The following is an 18,945-nucleotide window of genomic DNA, read 5'->3' on the forward strand; positions in this document are numbered from 1 at the left end:
GAGGTCCAGTATGAAACTAAAAACAAACATTCGCCACTTATATGGCAGTATCCGCGTCCCAGGTGACAAGTCTATTAGCCATCGTTCCATTATCTTTGGAAGTTTGGCTGAGGGTGAGACCAAGGTTTATGATATTCTGCGAGGTGAAGACGTTCTTTCGACCATGCAGGTTTTTCGTGACCTTGGTGTTGAGATTGAGGATAAAGATGAGGTTATTACCATTCAAGGTGTCGGCATGGATGGCTTAAAAGCGCCGCAAAATGCCCTTGATATGGGGAATTCTGGAACCTCGATTCGTCTGATTTCAGGTGTCCTTGCTGGTGCAGACTTTGAAGTAGAAATGTTTGGCGATGATAGTCTTTCCAAACGTCCTATGGACCGTGTGACGATTCCACTGAAAAAAATGGGTGTTAACATTTCAGGGCAAACTGAGCGAGACTTGCCTCCCCTTTATTTAAAAGGGACGAAAAACCTAAGACCTATTCATTATGAGTTGCCAATTGCATCTGCCCAGGTTAAGTCAGCCTTGATATTTGCGGCCTTGCAGGCTCAGGGGGAGTCTGTTATTATCGAAAAAGAGTGCACCCGTAATCATACTGAAGATATGTTGCAACAATTTGGTGGCAATTTAAGTGTGGACGGTAAGAAAATCACAGTCCAAGGACCACAAAAATTGACAGGACAGAAGGTGGTCGTACCAGGAGATATTTCCAGTGCAGCCTTTTGGTTGGTCGCAGGTTTGATTGTTCCGAATTCTCGTCTAGTGCTGCAGAATGTGGGTATCAACGAAACACGTACCGGTATTATCGATGTCATTCGTGCCATGGGTGGAAAATTGGAAATAACTGAAATCGACCCAGTCGGTAAATCTGCTACCTTGACTGTTGAGTCTTCTGACTTGAAAGGAACAGAGATTGGTGGCGCTTTGATTCCACGTTTGATTGATGAATTGCCTATTATTGCCCTGCTTGCGACTCAAGCCCAAGGTGTCACAGTTATCAAGGATGCTGAGGAACTCAAGGTTAAGGAAACAGATCGCATTCAGGTGGTGGCAGACGCCTTAAATAGTATGGGAGCAGATATTACTCCTACGGCAGATGGGATGATTATCAAAGGGAAATCAGCTCTTCACGGTGCTAGAGTCAATACTTTTGGTGACCACCGTATCGGCATGATGACAGCTATCGCAGCCCTCTTGGTTGCAGATGGAGAAGTGGAGCTTGACCGTGCTGAAGCCATCAATACCAGCTATCCTAGTTTCTTTGATGATTTGGAGAGCTTGATTCATGGCTAAGGTATTACTAGGATTTATGGGGGCTGGCAAGTCCACTATTGCAAGAGAATTGGACCCAGATTACATCGATATGGATGCCTTGATTGAGAAGCGCTTAGGTATGTCCATTGCGAATTTTTTCGCTGAAAAGGGAGAAGCGGCCTTTCGTCAGGTAGAATCAGAAGTCCTAGCTGATATACTACAAAGAGACCAAGTCGTGTCAACTGGTGGAGGAGTGGTCGTTTCTCAGAGAAATCGTGACTTACTAAAGACTAATACAGATAACATCTACCTGAAATCAGATTTTGAAACCCTCTACCAACGTATCGCAGCTGATAAGGACAATCAGCGCCCGCTTTTTCTAAATAATAGCAAGGAAGAATTAGCAACTATTTTCCAAGAAAGACAGGCTTGGTATGAGGAAGCGGCTAGTCGGGTTTTGGATGTGACCAATCTAAGCCCAGAGGAAATTATAGAGGAACTGAGATGAAAATTGCTTATCTAGGTCCCAAGGGATCATTTTCACACCACGTTGTGCAGACAGCTTTTCCTCATGAGGAATTGCAGGCCTTTGCCAATATTACAGATGTCATCAAGGCCTATGAGCAAGGCTTGGTGGACTATTCTGTGGTGCCAGTTGAAAATTCTATTGAGGGTAGTGTTCATGAAACCTTGGACTACCTTTTTCATCAGGCTCGCATTCAAGCAGTTGCAGAAATCGTTCAGCCTATTCATCAGCAGTTGATGGTGGTTCCAGGTCATACTAAGATTGAAAAGATTTTTTCACATCCACAGGCCTTGGCTCAAGGAAAGAAATTCATCGCTGAACAGTATCCAGAGGCACAAATCGAGGTGACTGCTAGTACTGCCTATGCGGCCCGCTTTATTTCCGAACATCCAGACCAGCCTTATGCAGCCATTGCACCAAGAAGTTCTGCAGAAGAATATGGCTTGGAACTGATTGCCGAGGATATTCAGGAAATGGAAGCCAATTTCACACGTTTTTGGGTGCTAGGAGCCGAAATTCCTACTATTCCCTTGCAAGCACAAACTGAAAAAATGAGTTTGGCCTTGACCTTACCTGACAACCTTCCAGGTGCACTTTATAAGGCCCTGTCGACCTTTGCTTGGCGAGGAATTGACTTAACAAAAATTGAAAGTCGTCCACTCAAGACAGCGCTAGGCGAATACTTTTTCATTATCGATGTGGACTATACTGATAAGGACTTGGTTCACTTTGCCCAAAAAGAATTAGAAGCTATTGGAATCCAGTATAAAATTCTGGGTGCCTATCCTATTTATCCAATATCAGACCATGGAAAGGAGAGAAGATGAGTAAAGAAAATCCCTTAAGCCATCATGAGCAGTTGCGTTATGACTATCTACTTAAGAATATTCACTACCTCAATGAGCGAGAGAAAAAGGAATTTGCTTATTTGCAAGACAAATTAAATAGGGCAAGTAGTGACGTTCCCTCAGAAAGTCAGGAATTGACAGAGGATTATAGAAAGACAAGTGCTAACACTTCGATTCCTTCTTATAATAGCCGTAGTCGTTCTGAGAGATACCAGAAAATCAATTCTCTTCCAAAGAAAAAAACTAAAAAGCGGAAGCTACGTTGGGGGCGCATTTTCGCAGGTTTACTGGCTATCTTAGCTTGTCTAGCCTTAGGTATGATTTTTATGTTTTTAAAAGGTTACACCAATGCTAATCCAGATAAAAATGTCAATGCCAGGGCAGCTCAAGTAGAAGTTTTTAATGGTCAAGATACCAGAGATGGAGTTAATATTTTGATCATGGGTACAGATGGGCGAATCGGTCAAAATAGTGCTGAGACGCGGACGGACTCTATTATGGTATTAAATGTTGGCGGTTCGGATAAGAAAATTAAGCTGGTCAGCTTCATGCGTGACAATTTGGTTTATATAGACGGTTACAGTCAAGTGATTAACGGTAGAAAACAGACGGATAACAAGTTAAACGTAGCCTATGAGTTAGGAGAACAAGAGGGGCAAAAAGGGGCAGAAATGGTTCGTCAAGTTTTGAAAGATAATTTTGATTTGGACATTAAGTACTATGCCTTGGTCGATTTTCAGGCCTTTGCTACAGCGATTGACACACTTTTCCCTGATGGGGTGACGATTGATGCTCAATTTTCAACATTGAATGGGCGCCAACTAACAGAAGCTACAGTTGGAGATGATTTACACGCTACTGAGACTGAGTCTCCAACCCAAACCATCAAAGTCGGAAAACAGCAGATGAATGGTTCGACCTTGCTCAATTATGCTCGTTTCCGTGATGATGATGAGGCGGATTACGGCCGTACCAAAAGACAGCAACAAGTACTGACAGCAGTTCTTCAGCAAATCAAAGATCCAACCAAGCTCTTTACGGGCTCAGAGGCACTTGGCAAGGTATTCGCAATGACCTCAACGAATGTTCCTTATACCTTCCTGTTAACAAATGGCTTGTCTTTCCTAGACGGAGCTCAAAATGGTATTGAAAAATTGACGATTCCAGAACTGGGTGACTGGGTAGATGCCTATGATGTTTATGGAGGCTTGGGCTTACTTGTCGATCAAAACAAATATCAGAATAAATTATCTCAGATGGGCTTGAGATAAGATAAGACAGAAAAATCAAAGTTTGATAGCTATTTATCTAGCAGTCAGGCTTTGATTTTTTACAGTCTGCAATAGATTTTTACCCCCTATTTGTGGTATAATGGAACAATACGATAGAAAGAATAATGAACAATATGACTGATTTAAAAGCAATTCAGGCTCGTAGTCTGGAGATGGCTGAATATTTTGTGGGCTTTTGCAAGGAACATGATTTACTTTGTTATCTCTGTGGAGGAGGTGCTATTGGTGCCCTTCGAAACAAGGGCTTTATTCCTTGGGATGACGACCTAGACTTTTTTATGCCTCGTAAAGATTATGAGAAATTAGCAGAATTATGGCCTCGTTATGCAGATGAGCGTTATTTCTTGTCAAAGAGTAACAAGGATTTTGTAGACCGCAATCTTTTTATTACCATTCGTGACAAGGAAACTACCTGTATCAAACCTTACCAGCAGGATTTGAATTTACCACATGGTCTGGCCTTGGATGTCTTGCCTTTGGATTATTATCCGAAAAATCCATCTGAGAGAAAGAAACAGGTTCGCTGGGCCTTGATTTATTCACTCTTTTGTGCCCAAACTATTCCAGAAAAGCATGGTGCACTTATGAAATGGGGAAGCCGTATTTTACTGGGTATGACTCCCAAATCTCTCCGTTATCGTATTTGGAAAAAAGCTGAGAAAGAAATGACCAAGTATAGTCTGGATGAGAGCGATGGCATCACAGAATTATGCTCAGGTCCTGGTTACATGAGAAACAAGTACCTAATCGAATCTTTTGAAGATAATCTTTTCTTACCATTTGAAGGGACAGAGATGCCTATTCCAGTTGGCTATGATGCCTATCTCAGCACTGCTTTTGGCGATTATATGACGCCACCATCAGCAGACAAGCAAGTACCGCATCATGATGCTGTCGTCGCTGATATGGATAAGTCTTATACAGAATACAAGGGAGAATATGGTGGCTAAGAAAAAAATATTATTTTTTATGTGGTCTTTTTCTCTCGGAGGCGGTGCAGAAAAAATCCTGTCGACAATTGTTTCAAATCTGAATCCAGAAAAGTATGATATTTATATTCTTGAAATGGAGCACTTTGACAAGGGATACGAATCTGTTCCCAAGCATGTACGCATTTTAAAATCCCTTCATGATTATCGCCAAGCCAGATGGATTCGAGCTCTTTTGTGGAGAATGAGAATTTATTTTCCAAAATTGACACGTCGCTTACTGGTGAAAGATGACTATGATGTTGAAGTTTCCTTTACCATTATGAATCCTCCGCTTTTGTTCTCTAAAAGAAAAGAAGTCAAGAAAATCTCTTGGATTCATGGAAGTATTGAAGAATTTCTTAAGGATAGCTCAAAAAGGGAATCACATAGACGCCAGTTGGATGCTGCGGATACCATTGTAGGAATTTCAAAAAAGACCAGTCATTCTATCAAGGAAGTCTATCCAGATTATGCTACGAAATTACAGACGGTCTACAATGGATATGATTTTAAGAGTATTCTAGAAAAATCTCAAGAGAAGATCGATATGGAGATTGCGCCTCAAAGTATCTGTACTATTGGACGGATTGAGGAAAATAAGGGTTCTGACCGTGTGGTGGAAGTGATACGCTTATTACACCAAGAGGGAAAAAACTATCATCTCTACTTCATAGGGGCTGGTGATATGGAAGAGGAACTGAAAAAACGAGTCAAAGAGTATGGGCTTGAGGACTATGTACATTTCCTTGGTTATCAAAAAAATCCATACCAGTATTTGTCTCAGATGAAAGTTCTCTTGTCTATGTCTAAGCAAGAAGGTTTTCCTGGAGTGTATGTGGAAGCCTTGAGTATGGGACTTCCTTTTGTCTCTACGGATGTCGGAGGGGCTGAGGAATTATCCCAAGAAGGACGATTTGGACAAATCATTGAGAGCAATCAAGAGGCAGCTCAGGCAATTTCGAACTACATGACTTCTGCTTCAAACTTCGATGTCAATGAGGCTAGTCAATTCATTCAACAATTTACAATTGCCAAACAAATTGAACAAGTAGAAAAACTATTAGAGGAGTAGCATGGAAACTGCATTAATTAGTGTCATTGTGCCAGTCTATAATGTGGCGCAGTACCTAGAAAAATCGATAGCTTCCATTCAGAAGCAGACCTATCAGAATCTGGAAATCATTCTTGTTGATGATGGAGCAACGGATGAAAGTGGTCGCTTATGTGATTCAATCGCTGAACAAGATGATAGGGTGTCAGTACTTCATAAAAAGAATGAAGGTTTGTCGCAAGCACGAAACGATGGAATGAAGCAGGCTCACGGAGATTATCTGATTTTTATTGATTCAGATGATTATATCCATCCAGAAATGATTCAGAGCTTATATGAGCAATTAGTTCAAGAAGATGCGGATGTTTCGAGCTGTGGTGTCATGAATGTCTATGCTAATGATGAAAGTCCACAGTCAGCCAATCAGGATGTCTATTTTGTCTGTGATTCTCAAACATTTCTAAAGGAATACCTCATAGGTGAAAAAATACCTGGAACGATTTGCAATAAGCTAATCAAGAGAGAGATTGCAACTGCCCTATCCTTTCCAAAGGGATTGATTTATGAAGATGCTTATTATCATTTTGATTTAATCAAGTTGGCTAAGAAGTACGTTGTTAATACCAAACCCTATTATTACTATTTCCATAGAGGGGATAGTATTACGACTAAACCCTATGCAGAGAAGGATTTAGCCTATATTGATATCTACCAAAGGTTTTATAATGAAGTTGTGAAAAACTATCCAGATTTGAAAGAGGTTGCTTTTTTCAGATTAGCCTATGCCTACTTTTTTATTCTGGATAAGATGTTGCTAGATGATCAGTATAAACAGTTTGAAGCCTATTCTCAGATTCATCGTTTTTTAAAAGGTCATGCCTTTGCTATTGCTAGGAATCCAATTTTCCGTAAAGGGAGAAGAATTGGTGCTCTGGCTCTATTCATAAACATTTCCTTATACCGATTCTTATTACTGAAAAATATTGAAAAATCTAAAAAATTACATTAGAACGGGGGTGAGCAAGTGATTGATGGAAAACGATTATTATTTAGTTTGACCATAGTCAGTTATGCCTTGACGCTAGTAAGTGGAATTGTGTATCTGTTTAATAATAATAATGTTAGCTTACTTTCTACTTTATTGTTCTTGTTGGTTAGTAGCTTAATTGCTTGTTGGAATGATATCAAGTATTACTTAATCCATTTTATTTTCTTTTTAACTATTTTTGTATTTCTGGTATCAAGGCCGACCATTGATTATTTTAGAGATGGCGCTTTGGATACCTATCATCCCATAGCCTATCGTTTTGCCTTTATAGTTGTCATGGTTTCGATTCTGGGCTTGACCATAGGAGGCGTCCTGGCTCGTTACTTCATAGCTAGGAAGAAAATAAAAGTACCAAATATAGGAAATTCTCTAAAAGAGGTTTATATCAAGCGGTTACGCTTTGTATCACTAGGAGTTTTTCTTCTAACCTATCCTTTCTATTTCATTAGATTATTTGAACGACTCCTGTATCGCTTGCAGACTTCCTACTATGCCTACTATGCAAATTTTGAAAGTAAACTGCCTTATTTTACCTACATTTTGTCTACCTTTACGGTCTACGCAATGTGTATGTATCTGGCAACCAAACCAAAGAAATGGCAGGCCACAGCAGTGCTTGTCTCCTTTATTGCAGCTAATACTATTCATTTGGCAATTGGGACGCGAAATCCTTTTATTTTAAGTATTTTATTTGCTTTTGTTTATTACTTTATGCGGGAGCAAACCGAAAAAGGAAAATGGATTGGATTTAAAGAAAAGTTAGCGATTTTTGTAGGATCTCCTATTCTCATGTTAGCGATGGGAGTACTCAATTATGTACGGGATAATGTCCAAGTTTCCCATACAGGTTTCTGGGATATCTTACTTGACTTTATCTATAAACAAGGGACTAGTTTTGGTGTCTTGGCTCGAGGTTTTCTATTTAACAGTAGCCTCCCTTACCGAGATTTCCGTAATTTTACTTTTGGTCCTGTTCTTGATTATTTTGCAAGGGGGAGTTTGGGGGCAATTTTCGGAGGAAAAGCCTTTGAGCATACAACCAATAGTGTGGAATTGGCTATTGATAGTAATAGTTATGCCCACAATCTATCCTATCTTGTTTTGAACAAGGAATATTTGAAAGGACATGGTATCGGAAGTAGTTATATCATGGAGTTATATACAGACTATGGTATGATAGGAGTCTTTCTACTTAGTCTCTTGCTAGGTATGTTATTCATAGCCATGTTGCAAGTAGCCTATCGCTCTAGAACAATCCTATTTGCCTTGTCCCTACTCATCTTGAATAATCTATTCTTTATGCCAAGAAGTAGCTTTTCAGAAAGTTTCTTCAATTTATTTACAATGCAATTCTGGGGAATTGTTCTTGTGATTATATTCGTAGCGAAAATGCTTACAAAAGAGAACCAGTATCTACTAAACAAAGGAGAAAAAAATCATGTTTGAACATTATTCAGTAGCTGATTTGTTTGCAAATCTTTATAAAAAACGAAAAGTAAATATTTTAGCTCTCATTGCTTTATTTGCTTTCATTGCTGTACCATTTACAATTAAAGCAGTTAAGAATAAAAATACTGTCAAAGACACAACAAGTTATTCAACTTATCTTAGCTATAAAATAACTCCTCCAGAAGATTCAGCCAAAACGATTTTGAATCATCAAATTGGTGGTTATAGTGATTTTTATGGGAAATTGATTGATGGTAATTTGAATGGAGCTTATCTTTTCAATGATGTAGAGTCTAGTGAGTTGAAAAAAATTGCTAGTGAATTGGATACAACAGAGACAACCTTGAAAAACTCTACAAGTGACTATTGGTGGAAAAAATTAACCGTCTACTATATGATTGACGATGCAGGGGTTGGTGTGAAAATTTTGACACCAAGTAAAGACGCTAATGACTTGTTAGAGAAAAAGATTGATGCATTGGTTGATAAATTTAAAAATACCTATGCAAATGTGAAAATTGAAAAATTGGAAACCATCAACTCTAAAGAATTGAACGCCAATGGTGAGACAGCGCTTGGATTGAATGTGAAGAATCTGATTCTCCGTTTAGCTGTTATTGGAGTTGTCTGTGTGATTTTGGTTGTGATGGGAAATGTATTGATTTATCTCTTTAACCCAACAATCAATAGAGCAGGTGATTTTTCTCAGTATCAAATTGATTTTGTAACAGAGATTACAACAATTGCTAACCTAGCAGATATCCTATCATACAAAAATGCTGGACAAGAATTGACTATCGTTAGCTCAAATAAAGCTATCCTAGATAAATTGAAACAAAATCAAGAGGCCTTAAAAGGAATTCATTTTGTCGATTTACAAGATGTGCCATCGCTTTTAGAAAGAGATACAGTCCTTCTTGTTGAAGAGTATGGAGTGACTCGTTATAAGAAATTTGAACAAAGTCTTCAAATTCTTAGAAACTTAAATCGTTCTATCCTCGGTGTAGCAACCTTTAAATTATAAGCATTCTGATACATCGCATCTCTAAAGTTGGCGAAGAGTCGGTTTTGAGGCTCCATAATATTTGTAGTGGGTACCCTCCATATAGATATTATGGAGTCTATTTTGTTGTCTTGTTAGAAGATAGTAGTCACTGAGAGTCCTCTAGTAAAGAATATCAACAAATCCGTTAGATTCTCAATTCAAAGATTACTTAAAAGTTAATTGAAAAGACTTCAATGAAAGATATAAATCATAAACTTTCAATCTTATTATAATTATCATACTGTAACTAAATAATTAAGGCTTGATAATTTTTGTATTTTCAATCCCAATTGGAGTTCTTTGCTTTTTTTACGATATATTTGTCCTTGGTTAAAGTTCAATAAATTTTATTTGAAATACTCAAAAAGTTAGTTTTTAATCTTAAATTTTTGAGGATTTGAGTTCCTAAAAATGTTTTAAAATAATTAAAGACTAGTTGTTGAAAACAAAAGAGTTATTTTAACTAACTTTATGATATAATGAAAAATGAGGTAAATTGAATGAAAAGTATAAAATTAAATGCTCTATCTTATATGGGAATTCGTGTCTTAAATATTATTTTTCCCATCCTAACTGGAACCTATGTCGCACGTGTCTTAGACCGAACTGACTATGGTTACTTCAACTCAGTCGACACAATTTTGTCATTTTTCTTACCCTTTGCGACTTATGGAGTTTATAACTACGGTTTACGGGCCATCAGTAATGTCAAGGATAACAAAAAAGATCTGAATAGAACCTTCTCTAGTCTTTTTTATTTGTGCATAGCGTGTACAATTTTGACCACTGCTGTCTATATCCTAGCCTATCCTCTCTTCTTTACTGATAATCCAATCATCAAAAAAATCTACCTTGTTATGGGGATTCAACTCATTGCCCAGATTTTTTCAATCGAGTGGGTCAATGAAGCTCTGGAAAATTACAGTTTTCTCTTTTACAAGACTGCCTTCATCCGTATCCTGATGCTGGTCTCTATTTTCCTGTTTGTCAAGAATGAACACGATATTGTTGTTTATACACTTGTGATGAGTTTATCGACGCTGATTAACTACCTGATTAGTTATTTTTGGATTAAAAGAGACATCAAACTTGTTAAGATTCACCTAAGTGATTTTAAACCACTCTTTCTCCCTCTGACAGCCATGTTAGTCTTTGCCAATGCCAATATGCTCTTCACTTTTTTAGATCGTCTCTTTCTCGTTAAAACAGGGATTGATGTTAACGTTAGTTACTATATCATGGCTCAACGAATTGTGACCGTTATAGCTGGGGTTGTAACAGGAGCTATCGGAGTGAGTGTGCCTCGTCTCAGTTACTATTTGGGTAAAGGAGACAAAGAAGCCTATGTTTCTCTGGTTAACAGAGGAAGTCGAATCTTTAACTTCTTTATCATTCCACTCAGTTTCGGACTCATGATTTTAGGACCAAATGCTATCCTACTTTATGGTAGTGAAAAATATATCGGAGGCGGTATCTTAACCTCTCTCTTCGCTTTTCGTACGATTATCCTGGCACTGGATACCATTCTTGGTTCCCAAATTCTCTTTACAAATGGCTATGAAAAACGAATCACAGTCTATACAGTCTTTGCAGGATTGCTCAATTTGGGCTTAAATAGTCTCCTCTTTTTCAACCACATCGTGGCGCCTGGATACTACTTACTGACAACTATGCTATCAGAGGCCTCTCTACTTGTTTTCTATATCATTTTCATCCATAGAAAACAACTCATCCACTTAGGACATATCTTCAGCTATACTATTCGATACTCGCTCTTTTCACTTTCCTTTGTAGGAATCTATTTCCTGATTAATTTCTTGTATCCTGTAGATATGGTCATTAATTTGCCGTTTTTGATTAATACTGGTTTGATTGTCTTGCTATCAGCCATCTCTTATATTGGTCTACTTGTCTTTACCAAAGATAGCATTTTCTATGAATTTTTAAACCATGTTCTAGCCTTAAAAAATAAATTCAAAAAATCATAGGAGTTTAAAATGAAAAAACTAACCATTGAAGATGCCAAACAAATTGAATTAGAAATTTTGGATTACATTGATACTCTCTGTAAAAAGCACAATATCAACTATATTATTAACTACGGGACGCTGATTGGGGCAGTTCGACATGAGGGCTTTATTCCTTGGGATGACGATATTGATTTATCCATGCCTCGAGAAGACTATCAACGATTTATTAACATTTTTCAAAAGGAAAAAAGCAAATATAAGCTCCTTTCCTTAGAAACTGATAAGAACTACTTTAACAACTTTATCAAAATAATAGACAGTACGACTAAAATTATTGATACTCGGAATACAAAAACCTATGAGTCAGGTGTTTTTATCGACATTTTCCCTATGGACCGATTTGATGATCCTAAGGTCATTGATACTTGTTATAAACTGGAAAGCTTCAAACTTCTGTCTTTCAGTAAACATAAAAATATTGTCTATAAGGATAGCCTTTTAAAAGATTGGATACGAACAGCCTTTTGGTTGCTCCTTCGACCTGTTTCTCCTCGTTATTTTGCAAATAAAATCGAGAAAGAAATTCAAAAATATAGTCGTGATAATGGGCAGTATATGGCTTTTATCCCTTCTAAATCTAAGGAAAAGGAAGTCTTCCCAAGTGGTACCTTTGACAAAACAATCAATCTCCCATTTGAGAATTTAAGCCTTCCAGCACCTGAAAAATTTGATACTATTTTGACACAATTTTATGGAGATTATATGACCCTACCACCAGAAGAAAAACGCTTCTACAGTCATGAATTTCACGCTTATAAATTGGAGGATTAGGATGCAATATTTAGAAAAAGAAGAAATTAAAGAAATTCAACTAGCCCTGCTAGACTATATTGATGAGACTTGTAAGAAACATGATATTCCTTATTTTCTCAGTTATGGAACCATGCTTGGAGCTATCCGCCACAAAGGTATGATTCCATGGGATGATGATATTGATATTTCTCTCTATCGTGAAGATTATGAGCGCTTATTGAAGATTATTGAGGAAGAAGACCATCCACGTTATAAGGTTCTCTCCTACGACACTTCTTCTTGGTACTTCCATAATTTCGCATCGATTTTGGATACTTCTACTGTTATCGAAGACCATGTTAAGTACAAGCGTCATGACACCAGTCTCTTTATCGATGTCTTCCCAATTGATCGCTTTACAGATTTGAGCATTGTCGACAAGAGCTATAAGTATGTGGCTCTTCGTCAACTGGCTTATATCAAAAAATCACGCGCAGTTCACGGTGACAGCAAACTAAAAGATTTTCTTAGATTATGTAGCTGGTACGCTCTCAGATTTGTCAATCCGAGATACTTCTATAAGAAAATAGATAAGTTAGTTAAGAATAGTGTTGTAGAACAGCCGAAATATGAGGGAATGGTTGGAGTTGATAAAGAGGGAATGAAGGGTGTTTTCCAAATAAATACTTTCAAAGAGTTAATCTTAACAGAGTTTGAGGGAAGAATGTTACCAATTCCTAAAAATTATGATGTCTTTTTAACCCAGATGTATGGGGATTATATGACACCACCATCAAAGGAAATGCAGGAGTGGTATAGTCATAGTATAAAAGCTTTTCGCAAGGTGGAGAAGTAATTCTGTTTTATGAGAGAACAAATCTTGTGAGTGTCTATTGAGGAGATTAGGACATTGATATTCTTATACAAGCTTGGACACAAAAAGGAGTTCTAGTTTACTAAGACCAATTTTTTATACATCAGCAGAAAATATTGCAAATTGTGGTCTGTAGAGATGGTAAAGGAAAGTGTGATATACATGAAGAACATAATGATAAGAAATTTAATATTATTTAGTTTTCTTGTATGTCCTTTAAATATGGCTACCAAATTATCCGCATCCACTTTATTAATGTAAAATCTAAGTCAGGGAGTTATACTATTCTTTTAGAAAGCTAAGGGTACTTTGTTTTAATTATGTGACTATTGATCCTTCTCGCTCCGTTAGGTGCGCGTCGAAGGTTATAGCCTAAAAACTTCAAATGCGATACAATAAAGTTGTTTCTGTAAATCGAAAAGTGAAAAAATATGGTACAAAAGTCTCATAGTTTATCGTACACAAAGTGGCGCTGTAAGTATCACATCTTATATAGACGAAAAGTAGTCTATAATCAATATCGAAGTAGTTTAAGCGAAGTATTTCATCGCTTGTGTAGTTATAAGGAAGTTGAAATTATCAGTTAGATTATGTACATATGTCAACTCTTTGTAAACTGTAGTGAGTTTAAGAAAAGCTAAGATCGAGAAAGGACACATTTTGTCCTTTCTTTTTTAAGTACGACGGGCATATCGTGCATCTGAGATGTAAGTCCTCCGTGGGCACCCGCTACTGGTGAACCCAATAGCGATTCCCAAGCCTGACTATCGTGAGGTAGCGGATTAAAACGGTCTGGGGATAGACCGTTTTAAGTCTGACGCTAGAAATAAGAATCGTCAGAGGAAGGGATAGCGAAATCGTGGCTCTACGAACAGGAACGTGATAGTAAGGCGTATATAGTGGATAAGGGGGCTTAAAACTCTAAAGTACAAAAAGGTAGTCGTAACCTATATGCGTAAATCACGAGAGTAATTGAATTCGGACTAAGGTTTGTGTGAAAAAGATAAATCTTCCTAGAGTCTAAAGACTCTGCGTCAGATTTCCTATTTTCACTGTAACCTTTTAACGTCCTCGTATCTTGTATAAACGAGGAAAGATGTACGACTTATCCCGTGAGGTCTCATGAGCGCTGAAAGCGTAGTAACAACGAATCATGAGAAGTCAGCCGAACCCATAGTAGTGATGAAGCTTCTGTAATGGAAGTGGAGCGAAGGGGTGACCAACTAATCGAAGTAATCCTACTTCACTGGTGTCTGTAAAACGAGCGGTCTGATAGAACTGGACTCTGTCACGTATTGACTAGATGAAGGTTCACCAATATAAGATGTCCCTCAGGCACCAAAACAAGAAAGGAATACGCACATGTCAAAATTGCTAGATAAGATATTATCACGCGAAAATATGCTGGAATCCTACAATCAAGTAAAATCCAATAAGGGCTCAGCTGGGATTGATGGAATTACTATAGAAGAGATGGATAATTATCTCAGACAAAACTGGCGCCTTACTAAGGAACTGATAAAACAGAGAAAATATAAGCCTCAACCAGTTCTTAGAGTTGAGATTCCTAAACCAAACGGAGGCATCCGTCAACTAGGAATTCCAACAGTTATGGATAGAATGATTCAACAGGCCATTGTCCAAGTCATTAGCCCCATTTGTGAACCCCATTTCTCAGATACGAGTTATGGCTTCAGACCAAATAGCTCATGTGAAAAAGCCATCATAAAGATCTTAGAGTACTTAAATGACGGCTATGAGTGGATAGTGGATATAGACCTAGAGAAATTTTTCGATACGGTTCCTCAAGATAGATTGATGTCCTTAGTAGATAATATTATCGAAGACGGAAATACGGAATCCTTGATTCGTAAGTGTCTTCATTCAGGTGTTATCATTAACGGTCAGCGTCATAAAACGCTAGTTGGTACACCACAGGGAGGAAAATTATCTCCTCTCTTATCCAATATCATGCTTAATGAATTGGACAAGGAATTAGAAAAGAGGGGACTTCGATTTGTGCGCTACGCAGATGATTGTGTGATTACGGTCGGAAGCGAGGCCTCCGCTAAGCGTGTGATGTATTCAGTCAGTCGTTTTATTGAGAAACGGCTAGGTTTGAAAGTAAACATGACCAAGACTAGATTACCAGACCAAGCGAGTTGAAATACTTAGGTTTTGGGTTCTGGAAATCATCAGATGGTTGGAAAAGTCGCCCCCATCAAGATAGTGTTCGGAGATTTAAGCTTAAATTGAAGAAACTAACACAGAGGAAATGGAGTATAGACTTAACAAGGCGTATTGAGCAACTGAATTTGTCCATTCGGGGATGGATAAACTATTTCTCGCTGGGAAATATGAAGCGCATAGTCACCAGCATAGATCAGCGCTTGCGTACTCGCCTACGAGTGATTATCTGGAAGTAATGGAAGAAGAAATCTAGACGACTATGGGGATTACTGAAACTAGGGGTTCCTAAATGGATAGCAGATAAGGTATCTGGCTGGGGTGACCACTATCAATTAGTAGCTCAGAAGTTGGTACTTAAACGTGCGATATCACAACCAGTCCTTGAAAAACGTGGACTGGTTTCGTGTTTGGATTATTACCTTGAACGACATGCGTTAAAAGTTAGTTGAACCGCCGTATGCCGAACGGCACGTACGGTGGTGTGAGAGGAGCTAGAGATTATCTCCTACTCGATTGTTGAGAGCGATAAAAATCCGTTTTTTGAAGTTTTCAAAGTTCCGAAAACCAAATGCATTTCGTTTGATAAGCTTGATGAGATTATTGGTCGCTTCTAATTTGGCGTTGGAATAGGGTAATTGAAGGGCATTGACGATTTTCTCTTTGTTCTTTAGAAAGATTTTAAAGACAGTTTGACGAAGAGGATGAACTTTCTTTAGATTGTCCTCGATAAGTCCGAAAAATTTGTCTTGCTTCTTATTCTGAAAGTGAAAAAGCAAGAGCTGATAGACATTGTAGTGGTGTCTCAAGTCTTCTGAATAGCTCAAAAGCTTATCTAGAATCTCTTTGTTGGTTAGATGCATACGAAAAGTAGGGCGATAAAATCGCTTATCGCTCAGTTTACGACTATCCTGTTGTATAAGCTTCCAGTAACGTTTGATAGCTTTGTATTTATGGGATTTTCGCTCGAATTGGTTCATGATTTGAACACGGACACGACTCATAGCACGGCTGAGATGTTGTACAATATGAAAACGATCTAGAACGATTTTAGTACATGGAAAAAAGCAGTTTAGCCAAGTCATAGTAAGGACTAAACATATCCATAGTAATGATTTTCACCTGACAACAAACGGCTCTATCGTAGCGCAGAAAATGATTACTTATGATAGCTTGTGTTCCACTTTCAAGAACAGTGATGATATTGAGATTGTCAAAACCTTACGCAATGAAACTCATATTTCCCTTAGTGAAGGCATACTCGTCCCAAGACATAATCTCAGGAAGACGAGAAAAATCATGATTAAAGTGAAAGTCATTGAGTTTTCGAATGACAGTTGAAGTTGAAATGGACAGCTGATGTGCAATATCAGTCATAGAAGTCTTTTAAATCAACTTTTGCTCAATTTTTATTGATGAGAGAAGTTTTGGAGAGGGTCATTTTCGAGCAATGATAGCACTTGAAACAGCTTTTCTAAGAAGGGGTTCTATTGGGGATACCAATTGTTTCAAGGTAAGGAATTTTAGACAATTTTTGAAACTCATATTTCTTAATTTGGCTAGCGCAATTAGGACGAGATAGAGCATCATTATCCAGTTTAGCGATGATTTCCTTGTGGGTATCCCTGTTAATTTAATTGTTCCATACGATTCTTTCTAATGATGGTTTGGTCATTTTTCATTCTAGATATTACGGAACTTTTTCTACAACAAATAGGCTTCATAATATCTATAGGGAATTTACCCACTGCAAATATTATAGTTCCCTATTTTCTTAATATAGAATCTAACTTGACAAAAACAAATGTTCATTGTATAATCGAATGGATAGAAATATTGAACGAAAGAGGTTAAGAATATGCTATCAGAAAAACAATTTAAACTTTTACGTTTTTTGTTGATTCACAAAGACGAAAACTTTACGCAGAGACAATTGGCTGAACAGCTAGATTTATCTTTAGGAACAGTCAATGCATTGGTTGGAAAACTTAAAGAAGAGAAGTGGATTGATGAGGAACATCACTTAAATGAACTAGGCAAGAACGTTTTAGAACCCTATCGAGTAGAAAATGCTATTATAATGGCTGCTGGAATGAGTAGTCGTTTTGCTCCTTTGTCTTATGAAATTCCCAAAGGATTGCTTCAAGTCAAGGGGGAACGCTTGATAGAGAGGCAAATCAGACAACTGCAAGAAGCAGGAATAGAAGATATAACCGTTATTGTAGGTTATCTACAAGAAAAAATGTTCTATCTGGAAGAAAAGTTTGGCGTTAAAATCGTTGTGAATAATGATTACTACAAATACAATAACTGTTCTTCTCTCATGCTAGTCAGAGATCAACTTTCCAACACTTATATCTGCTCTTCGGATAATTATTTTGTAGAAAATCCGTTTGAACGATACATTTACAGAGGTTATTATTCGACTATATTTGCAGAAGGGGACACAGACGAATACTGCTCTAAGGAAGATTCCAATCACACGATTATCGATATTCAAATCGGTGGGACGAATACTTGGGCTATGGTGGGGCACGTTTATTTTGATCGTGCATTTAGTGAAAAATTCGTAGATATTTTGGAAACTGAATTTAAACATGAGCCGTATCGCGAACAGCTCTGGGAAGATTATTATAGTCGTCACGTCAAAGAACTTCCTTTGGAAGCTCGGCATTATTCAGCAGACATTGTTAAGGAGTTTGATTCACTAGATGAGTTGCGTCAGTTTGATGAACACTATTTGGTGAATACTAATTCGGAAATCATTGATAACGTCTGTAAGACATTAGGATGTATAGCTTCAGATATTGTCAATATTAAACCCCTAAAAGACGGTTTAACCAACACTTCGTTTTCATTTGACTGCCTAGGGAAGAAATATGTTTACCGTCATCCAGGTAGAGGAACGGAGAATTATATCAATCGTGCTAGTGAAGCGGCTTCCATGGAAATTGCTGCAAAATTAAAGATTGACCGTACCTTTGTTGCCATGAACAAGGATGAGGGCTGGAAAATTTCAGAATTTATCCCTAATGCCAAGCAACTGGATTATGACAATTGGGATGATGTAGCAAAAGCAATGGAGCTCTTGAGACGCTTGCACCAATCTGGAGAAAAAACGGATTATTCTTTTGATCAATTTGAGGGAATTGATGATTTTAGACAAAAATTAAAAGCCAGCAATCGTTTTGAATTTGATGGGCTTGAAGAGTTGGATAAGAATGTCTCAGTTCTCGAGAAGCTTTTACAAGAAGATCAAGCGAAAAAGGTTCTCTGCCATGGAGATTCTTATAGCCCAAATTTCTTGTTGAATGAAGATGGCGAAATGAGCTTGATTGATTGGGAATATTCTGGTATGGGAGATCCAGCGGGAGATTTAGGGACCTTTATTGGATGTTCAAATTATACAGTGGAAGAAGCTGAAAAGGTACTTGAAATCTATCTACAAGAAGTTCCAGACAAGAAAACCAAACGTCACTATTTTGCCTATGTATCAGTGACTTCATATTATTGGTTCTTGTGGGCCCTGTTCCAAGAAAGCGTTGGAAAACCAGTAGGTGAATTTCTTTATATCTGGTATCGTTATACCAAGCAGTATGGAAAACTTGCATTAGATTTATACTTAGAGGATAATTAA

At 37.8% G+C, this 18,945-nt stretch carries 13 protein-coding genes and 3 pseudogenes; 15 read left to right on the forward strand and 1 reads right to left on the reverse strand.

The window, feature by feature from the left end:
• Positions 1–10 precede the first annotated feature (10 nt).
• The 14 genes and pseudogenes from aroA to ltrA all read left to right on the forward strand — a co-directional run bounded on the left by aroA (position 11) and on the right by ltrA (position 15,760).
• Complete coding sequence (gene aroA, locus CYK16_RS07725) at positions 11–1,294, forward strand: 3-phosphoshikimate 1-carboxyvinyltransferase (protein ID WP_060805601.1); 1,284 nt, start codon at positions 11–13, stop codon at positions 1,292–1,294.
• Positions 1,287–1,763: a shikimate kinase gene (locus CYK16_RS07730; protein ID WP_060805602.1), complete on the forward strand. Its 477-nt coding sequence runs from the start codon at positions 1,287–1,289 to the stop codon at positions 1,761–1,763. Before aroA ends, CYK16_RS07730 begins: the two co-directional genes overlap by 8 nt.
• Entirely contained in the window at positions 1,760–2,608 is an 849-nt protein-coding gene (gene pheA, locus CYK16_RS07735; RefSeq protein ID WP_060805603.1) for a prephenate dehydratase, read from the forward strand. Before CYK16_RS07730 ends, pheA begins: the two co-directional genes overlap by 4 nt.
• Positions 2,605–3,900, forward strand: a complete 1,296-nt coding sequence (locus tag CYK16_RS07740) for an LCP family protein (protein WP_060805604.1) — start codon at positions 2,605–2,607, stop codon at positions 3,898–3,900. The genes pheA and CYK16_RS07740 overlap by 4 nt, the downstream gene beginning before the upstream one ends.
• 125 nt (positions 3,901–4,025) lie before the next feature.
• Complete coding sequence (locus CYK16_RS07745; RefSeq protein WP_081094035.1) at positions 4,026–4,871, forward strand: LicD family protein; 846 nt, start codon at positions 4,026–4,028, stop codon at positions 4,869–4,871.
• Positions 4,861–5,964: a glycosyltransferase gene (locus tag CYK16_RS07750; RefSeq protein ID WP_081094036.1), complete on the forward strand. Its 1,104-nt coding sequence runs from the start codon at positions 4,861–4,863 to the stop codon at positions 5,962–5,964. Before CYK16_RS07745 ends, CYK16_RS07750 begins: the two co-directional genes overlap by 11 nt.
• Position 5,965: 1 nt before the next feature.
• Complete coding sequence (locus CYK16_RS07755; RefSeq protein WP_060805605.1) at positions 5,966–6,952, forward strand: glycosyltransferase family 2 protein; 987 nt, start codon at positions 5,966–5,968, stop codon at positions 6,950–6,952.
• Between the two features lie 15 nt (positions 6,953–6,967).
• The gene (locus CYK16_RS07760) at positions 6,968–8,437 is read left to right on the forward strand and encodes an O-antigen polysaccharide polymerase Wzy family protein (RefSeq protein ID WP_060805606.1); all 1,470 of its coding nucleotides are present in this window, start codon (positions 6,968–6,970) and stop codon (positions 8,435–8,437) included.
• Entirely contained in the window at positions 8,430–9,464 is a 1,035-nt protein-coding gene (gene tarQ / locus CYK16_RS07765) for a teichoic acid biosynthesis protein TarQ (RefSeq protein WP_060805607.1), read from the forward strand. Before CYK16_RS07760 ends, tarQ begins: the two co-directional genes overlap by 8 nt.
• A 521-nt stretch (positions 9,465–9,985) precedes the next feature.
• Positions 9,986–11,473 (forward strand): type IV teichoic acid flippase TacF, encoded by a 1,488-nt coding sequence (tacF, locus tag CYK16_RS07770; protein WP_060805608.1) that lies wholly within the window; start codon positions 9,986–9,988, stop codon positions 11,471–11,473.
• Positions 11,474–11,482: 9 nt separating this feature from the next.
• A complete protein-coding gene (locus tag CYK16_RS07775) occupies positions 11,483–12,286 on the forward strand; it encodes a LicD family protein (RefSeq protein ID WP_060805609.1) in 804 nt (267 codons plus the stop codon).
• 1 nt (position 12,287) lies between these two features.
• Positions 12,288–13,103, forward strand: a complete 816-nt coding sequence (locus CYK16_RS07780) for a LicD family protein (RefSeq protein WP_060805610.1) — start codon at positions 12,288–12,290, stop codon at positions 13,101–13,103.
• Positions 13,104–13,552: 449 nt separating this feature from the next.
• A pseudogene (locus tag CYK16_RS07785) lies at positions 13,553–13,702 on the forward strand (IS200/IS605 family transposase); the annotation flags it as partial.
• A gap of 781 nt (positions 13,703–14,483) precedes the next feature.
• Positions 14,484–15,760: pseudogene (ltrA, locus tag CYK16_RS07790) on the forward strand (group II intron reverse transcriptase/maturase).
• A 42-nt stretch (positions 15,761–15,802) separates the two neighbouring features.
• On the opposite strand, the pseudogene CYK16_RS10740 reads toward ltrA, so the two are convergent.
• Positions 15,803–16,941, reverse strand: a pseudogene (locus CYK16_RS10740) (ISL3 family transposase); the annotation flags it as partial.
• A 225-nt stretch (positions 16,942–17,166) separates the two neighbouring features.
• Between CYK16_RS10740 and CYK16_RS07805 the strand changes: the two are divergent.
• Positions 17,167–18,945 carry a phosphotransferase gene (locus tag CYK16_RS07805; protein ID WP_060805306.1) on the forward strand — a complete coding sequence of 593 codons (1,779 nt, stop codon included), beginning with the start codon at positions 17,167–17,169 and terminating at the stop codon, positions 18,943–18,945.

The sequence above is a fragment of the Streptococcus oralis subsp. dentisani genome (assembly GCF_002860905.1).
Lineage (GTDB): Bacteria > Bacillota > Bacilli > Lactobacillales > Streptococcaceae > Streptococcus > Streptococcus oralis_BA.